This is a genomic window from Streptomyces sp. URMC 127 (genome assembly GCF_051386535.1).
GTDB lineage: Bacteria > Actinomycetota > Actinomycetes > Streptomycetales > Streptomycetaceae > Streptomyces.
On sequence record NZ_JBPQTW010000246.1, the window covers coordinates 1 to 9,536 of the forward strand.

Here is a 9,536-nt window from a genome sequence, read left to right on the forward strand (position 1 = left end):
GGCGCAGCAGGAGCGGTGGGGGCCGTGGCGGCGGTCGCCGTGGTGGTGCCGCGGTCCGGCCGGTCCTCCCAGGGCGCGGTCACGGGGGCGGCGGGGCGGGGCTCGGGGACGGGAGCGGGTGCGGGCGCGGGTGCGGCGGAGAAGTGCGCCGTGTCCGCCTCGGCCGCGGGCTCGCGCAGGATCTGCTCGGCCAGTTCGGCCGGGGGCCGCACGGCCGGGTCCTTGGCGAGCAGCGTCTCGATGAGACGGGTGAGCTCGCCCGCGTTGCGCGGCGGCTCCAGGGGGTCCATGGCGATCGCGTACGCCGTCTCGACGGCCGTGTCCTTGCGGAACGGCGGGCGGCCCTCCAGGGCCTGGTACAGCGTCGCGCCGAGCGCCCACAGGTCGGAGGCGGGGCCGGGCTTGGCGCCCTTGACGCGCTCCGGCGCGATGTAGTCGATCGAGCCGACCATCTCGCCGGTCTTGGTGAGGGTGGAGGTGCCGGTGGACTGGGCGATGCCGAAGTCGGTGAGGACGACCCGGCCGTCGTCGCCGAGCAGCACGTTGCCCGGCTTCACGTCGCGGTGCAGCACACCGGCGGCGTGGGCCGCGCGGAGCGCCGCGATCATGCCGCGGCCTATGCGGGCGGCTTCCTCCGGGGTGACGGTCCCGTGCTTGAGGACGTCGCCGAGCGTCCTGGAGGGCACGTACTCCATGACGATGCAGGGCAGGCCGTGGTCGTCGACCACGTCGTGCACGACGACCACGTTGGGATGGGTGATCCGGGCGGCGCTGCGGGCCTCGCGGCGGGTGCGCTCGTAGAGGGTGGCGAGCTCGTCGTCGTCCAGGTACGGCGAGACGTGCAGCTGCTTGAGCGCGACCTGACGGTCGAGCAGCTCGTCCCGCGCGCGCCAGACGGTGCCCATGCCGCCGCGGCCTATCCGCTCGACGAGGCGGTACCGCCCGGCGACCAGCCGGCCGTGGTCCTGCCACGGACCGGGCGCCGCCTGCCCGGGCACTGCCCCATCCACCCCGAAGCCCTCCGGTTCCCCTGCTGTGCTGTGTCGCGACACGATATACGGCACCTTCTCAGGGGCGATCTCAGGGAACGGCCAGGGTTGCAGGGTGTGCCACAAGCGCGTTCCGGTTGACACCATGTTCTGTATGACCGACACACCCACCACCCAGGACGCGCACGAGGCGGGTCCGGTTCACGGTGATCCGCAGGATGCCCGGGCGCCGCTGCGGCGCAGCCGTGAGCACAAGGTGATCTCCGGCGTGTGCGGCGGCCTGGGCCGCTTCTTCGACGTCGATCCCGTGATCTTCCGGGTGGTGCTCGGCGTGCTGGCGGTCTCCGGCGGCCTGGGCCTGATCCTCTACGGCTTCGCGTGGCTGCTGATCCCCCTGGAGGGCGAGGAGGAGAACGAGGCCCGGCGGATGTTCTCGGGCCGCGTCGAGGGCCCGGCGCTGACGGCGGTGCTGTGCGCCCTGGTGGGCTGCGGCCTGTTCCTGTCGATGCTCAACAACAGCGCGGTGATGTCCTTCGCGCTGATGCTGACGGCGGCGATGGCCGGAGCCGCCTACTGGTCGCACCACCGCCACGAGCCCCGGGCCGAGGCCGCCGAGTCCCCGGCGCAGAAGGCGCACAAGGCGCAGAAGACGGCGGCGCCCCCGCCGGAGACCATGGCGCCGCCCGCCCCGGGCGGCCCCTCCTGGTGGCGCGACCCGATCGTCAAGGACGGCACGACGGGCCCGATAGGCGCCGGCACCGGCTATCTGTGGGGCCCGGACGACGGCCCGCGGTCCGAGCAGCGGCCGGTCCCCGCCAGGGGCGGCCCCCCGCGCGCCGGCGCGTCCCTCGGCGGCACGCGGCTGGGAGGCTGGACGTTCCTGGCCGCCGTGGTCGCCGGCGCGCTCGGCACCGGCCTCACCTGGCGCCACCAGCCGCTCGGCACCTGCCTGGAGACCGGGCTGGCCTGCGCCCTCGCCGTCTTCGGCCTCGGCATGGCCGTCAGCTCCCGCTACGGCCGCACGGGCGGCGGCACGGTCGTCGCCGCCGTCCTCACCGCCGTCCTCCTGGCGGGCGCGGCAGCGCTGCCGAAGTCGGTGTCCACGCAGTGGGTGCGCTCCACGTGGCGCCCGGAGTCCGTGGCCGCCGTCCGGGACGAGTACCGCGTGGGCAGCGGCATGGGCGTGCTCGACCTCACCGGCCTGCCGTGGCAGCGGGGCGCCGCGGTCGGCACCCGCGCCGAGGTGGGCGCGGGACAGCTCAAGCTGGTCCTCCCCGACGATGTCACGGCCCGGATCACCATGGACGTCGGCGTGGGCGACATCCGCCTCCCCGGCGAGGCGCGCGACGACGTCGACGTCCGCCCCGGGCAGAAGAAGCAGGTGACGCTGGAGCCGCGGTCCGGGAAGCCCTCCCGCGGCACGCTGGAGATCCGGCTCAAGGTCGGTATCGGTCAGGTGGAGGTGGACCGTGCGTCGTCATGATTTCGAGCCGGGGAAGCTGGTGATCGGGCTCGTCCTGCTGGGGTGCGCGGCCGCGTATCTGGGGGCGGCCCATGGAAATCTCCACTTCCCTTCGTATGCGCTGCTGCCGGTGCTGGTGGCGGGCTTCTGCCTGGCGGGGGTGGTGTCGGCGGTGGCCTTCGCGGTCCGCCGCGGGCGGCGCTAGCGCGGGGGCGGTGCGGGCCGGGTTCCGGTGGCCTGGAATTCCGCCGGACCCTCGCCGCGGGGGTGCGGCGCCGTGGCGGCGGGCTTGGGCGCCGGATCGGCGGAGCCCCACGAGTGTGCGTCACCGGCGCGCGGGCGGACTCACTTTCCGGAGCGGCGAGGCGCCTTGGCGGAGGGTTTGGCCGCCGGCTTGGCGGGCGCCTTGCCCGACGACTTCCCCGCTGGCTTGCGCGCCGGCTTGGCCGGGGACTTACGGGGTGACGCCCCTCCGCGCTTGCGCGGCACCCGCAGCGGTCCCGCGTCCACCGACCACACCGGGGCGCCCGCCACCACCAGCGGCAGCCATGCCATGAGGTAGATCAGGTCGTTGCCGTAGTAGTACGGCGTGGTCTGCCAGCTGACGGTCAGCCAGAGGCTGAGGGAGATGAGCGCGCCGCCGGCCGCGGCGACGCGCGCGAATATGCCGAAGAGCGTGCCGACGCCCACCGCGAACTCGCCGAGGCCTATCGCGTAGCCGAAGCCCTCGGGGTTCTTCAGGGCGAGGTCGACCAGCTCCGGGACGGCGGACGTGCCGCGGACCGTGCGCATCAGCTCGCCGATGGAGCCGGGCCCGGTGGCCGCCAGGAAGCCGGAGTCCGTCAGCTTGTCGAGGCCCGCGTAGATGAAGGTGACGCCGAGGAAGATGCGCAGCGGCAGCAGTGCGTACCGCGCGCTCTCCCCCTGCTTTCCGCGCCCGATGAATGCCATGGCGTCCGCCGCCTCTCCGTTCCGCCTTGTCCGTCCTGGTCGTTACCCGAACCATACGGACGTGCGGCGGAACGCGTTCACCCCTGTGGATAACCTCAGGCGCCGGTGCGGATCCCCAGCGCGCTGCCTTCGAGCCACTCCGCCCAGCTGAGGTTCCAGTCGCCGTAGCCGTTGCCGAAGCGGTCCATGGGCTTCGGCTTGGTGCTGCCGGTGACCTGCACGACATCGCCCTTGAGGCTCAGCCCGTAGAGCCACTTCGCGTCGGCCGTCGACATGCCGATGCAACCGTGGCTGACGTTCTCCTTGCCGAACGACTCGGCGTTGTCCGGCGCCGCGTGCACGTACTCGCCGCTGATCGTCTCGCGCATGCTGTACTCGTACGACCCGTAGAAGCCGTCGGGGTGGTTGCGCGGGATGCCGATGGAGAGCGAGTCCATGACGACCTTGCCCTCCTTGGCGAGGATCGTCTTGATCCCCTCCCGGGTGCCGAAGCCCTTGCTCTCGTCGCCGCCGCTGACCGGGATGGTGCGCAGCGTCTTGCCGTTGCGCACGACGGTCATCGTGCGGGCCTTGAGGTCGACGGTGCTGACCATCGAGTCGCCGATGGTGAAGGAGACGCTGCGGTCGCCGGCGGCGGCCGTGCCCTCGGCGAGCTTCACGCCGGCCAGGCGGGCGTCGAGCGTCACCTTGGTGCCGGCGGGCCAGAACTTCTCGGGCCGGAAGTGGACGCGGGTGTCGCCCTTGGTCTCGTTCCAGTGCCAGGCGCCGGGGACCTGCGGCGAGGTGGAGACCTTCAGCCGCCCTTCGATGCCGGCGCGCAGTTCCCCGGAGATCTTCTGCTGCTTGAAGACGACGGCGATGGGCTGGCCCACGCCGACCTTCTCGCCGTCGGCCGGGGCGATCTCGGGCCGTACGACCCTGGCGGCGCCCTTGAGCAGGGCGGCCTCCGGCGCGGGCTTCTGCGTGACGGGCGCGGGGCTCGACGGGGCGGCGGCGGACGGCGACGACGCGGAGGACTTCGCGGGCCGCTGCTCCGCCTCGGCTCCGCCACCGCACGCCGTGGCGGCCAGGCCGGTCAGGGCGAGGACGGCGGACAGCCCGACAGCACGAGTGAGGCGGCGCATGGTTCTCCTACCGGTTCATGGCATGACAGAGCCGAGGCGGACCGCGCCTCGGCTCCCCACCATCGTAAACAAGGTAAAAGAACCGCAAAAACCCCCGGAAGAACGAGCCACCCCCGCCGAACGGCGGGGGTGCCCGGCCCTCAGCCCAGCAGCTCCGGCTCGCTGCGCGTGATCTGCTGGTACAGCGGCTGGTAGTTGATCCACGCCGCCAGGTCGTTGCCGAGCTGGTCGCGCGTGTGCCGGGCGCTGGCCCGGTCGATGAGGACGGGCTTCCCGGCGGCCTTCGCCACGAGCTGCACCTGGCAGGAGCGCTCCATGGTGATGAACCACCACGCGGCCGCGTCCACCGTGTCCCCCACGGTCAGCAGCCCGTGGTTGCGCAGGACGACCGCCTTGTGCGGCCCGAGCGCCGCGGCGATCCGGCGCCCCTCCTCCTCGTCCACCACGACGCCCGTGTAGTCGTCGAAGAGGGCGTGGTCCTCGTAGAAGGCGCACACGTCCTGCGTGATCGGCTCCAGCAGCTCCCCCAGCGCGGACAGCGCACGCCCGTAGGTGGAGTGGCTGTGCGCGGCGGCCACGACGTCCGGCCGCGCCCGGTGGATCTGCGAATGGATCGCGAACGCCGCCTGGTTGACGTGGTGGCGGCCCTCGACGACCTTCCCCTCGTGGTTCACGAGGATCAGGTCGCTCACGGTGATGTGCTTGAACGACATCCCGAACGGGTTGACCCAGAAGTGATCCGTGAACTCCGGGTCGCGCGCGGTGATGTGCCCCGCCACCCCCTCCTCGAAGCCGAACCGGCCGAACAGCCGCAGCGCCGCCGCGAGCCGCTCCTTGCGATGGCGCCGCTCCTCCTCGGCGGTCTCGTGCTTGGGCGGCATGGCGAACTGCAGCTGGTCGGCGGGGATCGGTTCCGGTGCTGTTGCCTGCGGCATGGCGGCGTTCCTCCGGCTCTTCCGTGACTTACACACGCGACTACGGAACGGAAGCTACCGCCGGGTACGCGGAGAAAACAGGCCTACGACGCGGCGGGCGCCGCCGTCGCCGCGGCCGCGTGCGCAAGGATCGCCTCGGCCAGCGGCCGGAGGAGCTCGCGCGGCAGGGCGTGCCCCATGCCCGGCATCGCCACCGTGCGGGCGTTGCCGATCACGTGGGCGATGTGGCGGGGGTGGGGCGGCGGGAAGACGGGCTCGGCGGAGGCGTCGGTCACCAGCACGGGGACGGTGTTGCGCGCCAGCTCCTCCGTACGGACCATGCCCGAGTGGTCGGCGCGGCCGTGGGCGGTGGAGACGTCGTAGCGCCCCGCGTGCTCGATGATCCGCCGCTCGCGCTCACGCATCTCGTCCGCGTGGAAGGGCAGTTCGTCGCCGCTGAGCAGCTGCCAGTGCTCCACGCGCCGGTCCAGCTCGGCCTCCAGCCCGTGATCCTCTACGGGCCGGGCCCACATCTCCAGGACGCGCGGGTCGATGCCTGGCAGGTCGGCGGCGGCGATCTCGGTCCCGTCGGCCTCGACGAGCGGCCGCTCGCTCAGTGCGCACGTGCCCATGAGGGTGGCGCTGAGGACGCGCTCCGGGTGATCGGCGAGCAGCAGCTGCGCCAGCATGCCGCCGAGCGACAGGCCGACGACGTGGGCGCGCTCGGCGCCGTGGGCGTCCAGGACGGCGAGGGCGTCGTCCGCGAGGTCGGTGATGCGGTACGGCTGCTCGTCGTAGGACCAGGTGGAGCGGCCGGCGTCGCGGTGGTCGTAGCGGATGACGCGGTGGTGGGCGGCGAGGGCGTCGGCGAACTCCTCGGGCCAGCCCAGGCCGGACGCCTGCGCACCCATGATCAGCAGGAGCGGGGGCGTGTCGGCCGCGCCGCGCTCCTCGGTCCACAGCTCGACGCCGGGGGCGACCTCGACGGTACGGGTACGGGGTTCGGTCCGGGTCATGGCGGAGTCCTTTCCTGGGGTTCGTGAGCGGTATGCACCTCAGGGCCGGCGCGAGCTCAGGGCTAAAACGATACGTCTCGTCTCGCGATCGCGCCAGCCCTTTTCCCTGCCGACGCAAAAACGCCTGCGCCGCCTCAAGGCTCAGGCCCCGGGAAGGGCCCGCGGGAGGACTACTCCCACTCGATGGTGCCCGGCGGCTTGCTCGTGATGTCGAGCACCACGCGGTTGACCTCGTCGACCTCGTTGGTGATGCGCGTCGAGATGCGCGAGAGCACGTCGTACGGCAGGCGCGACCAGTCGGCCGTCATCGCGTCCTCGGAGGAGACCGGGCGCAGGACGATCGGGTGGCCGTAGGTGCGGCCGTCGCCCTGGACGCCGACGCTGCGGACGTCCGCGAGCAGGACGACCGGGCACTGCCAGATCTCACGGTCCAGGCCGGCCGCGGTGAGCTCCTCGCGGGCGATGGCGTCGGCCTCGCGGAGCAGGTCGAGGCGGTCCTTCGTCACCTCGCCGACGATGCGGATGCCGAGGCCCGGGCCCGGGAAGGGCTGGCGCTGGACGATCTCCTCGGGCAGGCCGAGCTCCTGCCCGACCATGCGGACCTCGTCCTTGAAGAGCTGGCGGAGCGGCTCGACGAGCTCGAACTCCAGGTCCTCGGGGAGGCCGCCCACGTTGTGGTGGGACTTGATGTTGGCGGTGCCGGTACCGCCGCCGGACTCGACCACGTCGGGGTAGAGGGTGCCCTGGACGAGGAAGGCGACATCCTCGCCGCCCGCGCCGGCCTCGGCCACGATCTCGGCCTGGGCCTGCTCGAAGACGCGGATGAACTCCCGGCCGATGATCTTGCGCTTGGTCTCCGGGTCGGAGACGCCGGCGAGGGCGGAAAGGAACCGCTCCTGCGCGTCGACGACCTTGAGCTGGACGCCCGTCGCGGCGACGAAGTCCTTCTCGACCTGCTCGGTCTCGCCCTTGCGCATCAGGCCGTGGTCGACGTAGACGCAGGTGAGCTGGTCGCCGATGGCCTTCTGGACGAGGGCCGCGGCGACCGCGGAGTCCACGCCGCCGGACAGGCCGCAGATGGCGCGCTTGCCGCCGACCTGCTCGCGGATCGCGGCGATCTGCTCCTCGATCACGTTGCCCGTGGTCCACGTGGGCTCGATGCCCGCGCCGCGGTACAGGAAGTGCTCCAGGACCAGTTGGCCGTGCGTCGAGTGCATGACCTCCGGGTGGTACTGGACGCCGTAGAGCTTCTTCTCGTCGTTCTCGAAGGCGGCGACGGGGACGACGTCCGTGGACGCGGTGACCGTGAAGCCCTCGGGGGCGGCCGAGCAGGCGTCGCCGTGCGACATCCACACCGACTGCTCCGCCGGCGTGCCCTCGAAGAGCGTCGAGCCGGACTTGGTGACGTGCAGTGGCGTACGGCCGTACTCGCGCGCGCCGGAGTTGTCGACGGTGCCGCCGAGGGTCGCGGCCATCAGCTGGAAGCCGTAGCACATGCCGAAGACGGGGACGCCGGCCTCGAACAGGCCGCGGGCGTCGTCGAGGCGGGGAGCGCCCTCCTCGTAGACCGACGAGGGACCGCCGGACAGGATGATCGCCTTGGGGTTCTTCGCGAGCATCTCGGCCACCGGCATGGTGGACGGGACGATCTCGCTGTAGACCCGCGCCTCGCGGACGCGGCGGGCGATGAGCTGGGCGTACTGCGCGCCGAAGTCGACAACGAGCACCGGCTCCGCGGTGTTGTCGTGGGCGGCGGTGGGTGCTGCTGACACGGGAGCGGCCTTCCGGCGGTGGAGGAGGGGGTCTGTATTTGTCGATTCTACCGGGGCGCGCGTGCTTGCTTTTGTCTCACCATCCGAAAGCGCACCGGCCCGAGCTGGCCCGGGCGCCGTCCGCGGGCCATACTGTCCCCCATGCGCAAGCACCAGACCTTCGTCTTTACCTATGGCATCCGGCCCGTCCGGCTGCCATGGTCGTGCTGCTTGAGCAACTGACAAGCGACTTCCACAGGCGCCCCGGGCCGGCAAGGCCCGGGGCGCCTGTCGTTTTCCCGGGCCGTGCCGCTCCGGGGGGCCGCCGCCCCTTTTTGGAGGATCAGACATGAGCACCAGCACCGTGAGCCCGGGCACTGTGAGCACCGGCACTGTGAGCAGCAGCACTCCGGTCGCCGCCCGCACCGCCCCCGCCGCGACCGGCGCCCGCACCGACGAGGCCGCCGGCGTGATCACCGGCGCCCGGCAGCGGATCGACGATCTCGACGGCAGGATCATCGGGCTCATCCAGGAACGGATGGCCGTCTCGGCCGTCATCCAGCACGAGCGCATCGCCTCCGGCGGGCGCCGGGTGAACCTCTCCCGCGAGATGGAGATCATCGGCCACTACAGCGACCAGCTCGGCAAGCCCGGCACCGCGCTCGCCATGACGCTGCTGGAGCTGTGCCGCGGCCGCATCTGACCCCTCGCCCTTGCGGAGACCTGGGGATCTGTGCAGGTGCCGCATGCGGGTTCGGCTCACCGGGCCGTCACATCACCCGGACGGCGCGTGACCGTACGGCGGCCCGCTTCGTTGAGCCGGATGCCCGCGCCAGCCAGGAGCGGCCCACCTGAAATCCACGCGTGGCTTCCGCCCCTGTTCACCTGGGCGCCCGGCACCGACAGGGCGGATCCACCGGAGTGTGAGACGTGCCAGTGCGCACGTCGTGGGACCTCACTTCGGTGCACGGCGACCGGTCAGCAGGGGACAGCAGCCCGGTTGCCACCAAGGACGGTCGGTTCCGGGGACGCCTGGAACCGACCGTATCCGGTCGAAACGGTTGCGCCGAGTCCGGCCCATCCCCCACGATGCCAGGAGAGCACCAACCTCCTGGTCCCGCACCGCCATTGGTCGAACCAGTGAGGCAGTGCGCCCCCGCACCACCCGCGCACCACCCAGGACCGCACCACCCACAGGACCGCACCACCCAGGACCAGCGGCGCTCCCCCCGGCGCCGCTCCGCGGCACCGACCCTGCCCTGACCTCGGTGCCGGCAGTCAAGGGCCCCGAGGCCGCCCGCACGCCCCCGCGGAGGCGGCCCGGGGCCC

Annotated in this window: 8 protein-coding genes and 1 pseudogene; 3 read left to right on the forward strand and 6 right to left on the reverse strand. The window is 72.4% G+C overall.

All coding sequences use genetic code 11. From position 1 onward, the window contains the following. Positions 1-905, reverse strand: a 905-nt coding sequence (locus ACSNOH_RS30525; RefSeq protein ID WP_436724694.1) for a serine/threonine-protein kinase, incomplete at its 3' end; no start/stop codon positions are given. A gap of 238 nt (positions 906-1,143) precedes the next feature. Between ACSNOH_RS30525 and ACSNOH_RS30530 the strand changes: the two genes are divergently transcribed. Together ACSNOH_RS30530 and ACSNOH_RS30535 are read left to right on the forward strand one after the other, a co-directional pair. After that, on the forward strand, positions 1,144-2,472 hold the full coding sequence (locus ACSNOH_RS30530) for a PspC domain-containing protein (protein WP_436724687.1): 1,329 nt from the start codon (positions 1,144-1,146) through the stop codon (positions 2,470-2,472). Beyond that, positions 2,459-2,656 carry a hypothetical protein gene (locus tag ACSNOH_RS30535; RefSeq protein WP_436724688.1) on the forward strand — a complete coding sequence of 66 codons (198 nt, stop codon included), beginning with the start codon at positions 2,459-2,461 and terminating at the stop codon, positions 2,654-2,656. The genes ACSNOH_RS30530 and ACSNOH_RS30535 overlap by 14 nt, the downstream gene beginning before the upstream one ends. A gap of 296 nt (positions 2,657-2,952) precedes the next feature. Here the strand turns inward: ACSNOH_RS30535 and ACSNOH_RS30540 are convergent. The 5 genes and pseudogenes from ACSNOH_RS30540 to guaA form a co-directional block, all read right to left on the reverse strand. Then, positions 2,953-3,402, reverse strand: a pseudogene (locus ACSNOH_RS30540) (DoxX family protein); the annotation flags it as partial. Positions 3,403-3,497: 95 nt separating this feature from the next. Beyond that, complete coding sequence (locus ACSNOH_RS30545) at positions 3,498-4,526, reverse strand: L,D-transpeptidase (RefSeq protein WP_436724689.1); 1,029 nt, start codon at positions 4,524-4,526, stop codon at positions 3,498-3,500. A 140-nt stretch (positions 4,527-4,666) separates the two neighbouring features. Next, complete coding sequence (locus ACSNOH_RS30550; RefSeq protein ID WP_436724690.1) at positions 4,667-5,497, reverse strand: class II aldolase/adducin family protein; 831 nt, start codon at positions 5,495-5,497, stop codon at positions 4,667-4,669. Positions 5,498-5,544: 47 nt separating this feature from the next. Further along, a complete protein-coding gene (locus tag ACSNOH_RS30555) occupies positions 5,545-6,456 on the reverse strand; it encodes an alpha/beta fold hydrolase (protein ID WP_436724691.1) in 912 nt (303 codons plus the stop codon). 170 nt (positions 6,457-6,626) lie between these two features. Further along, the gene (guaA, locus tag ACSNOH_RS30560) at positions 6,627-8,228 is read right to left on the reverse strand and encodes a glutamine-hydrolyzing GMP synthase (protein WP_436724692.1); all 1,602 of its coding nucleotides are present in this window, start codon (positions 8,226-8,228) and stop codon (positions 6,627-6,629) included. Positions 8,229-8,556: 328 nt separating this feature from the next. Between guaA and ACSNOH_RS30565 the strand changes: the two genes are divergently transcribed. Next, a complete protein-coding gene (locus ACSNOH_RS30565; RefSeq protein WP_436724693.1) occupies positions 8,557-8,910 on the forward strand; it encodes a chorismate mutase in 354 nt (117 codons plus the stop codon). Positions 8,911-9,536 lie beyond the last annotated feature (626 nt).

Bases quoted from the DNA above. Each gene is read 5' to 3' on its own strand.
- ACSNOH_RS30530 (WP_436724687.1), top strand. From the start codon at position 1,144: ATGACCGACACACCCACCACCCAGGACGCGCACGAGGCGGGTCCGGTT.
- ACSNOH_RS30545 (WP_436724689.1), bottom strand. From the start codon at position 4,526: ATGCGCCGCCTCACTCGTGCTGTCGGGCTGTCCGCCGTCCTCGCCCTG.
- ACSNOH_RS30555 (WP_436724691.1), bottom strand. From the start codon at position 6,456: ATGACCCGGACCGAACCCCGTACCCGTACCGTCGAGGTCGCCCCCGGC.
- ACSNOH_RS30565 (WP_436724693.1), top strand. From the start codon at position 8,557: ATGAGCACCAGCACCGTGAGCCCGGGCACTGTGAGCACCGGCACTGTG.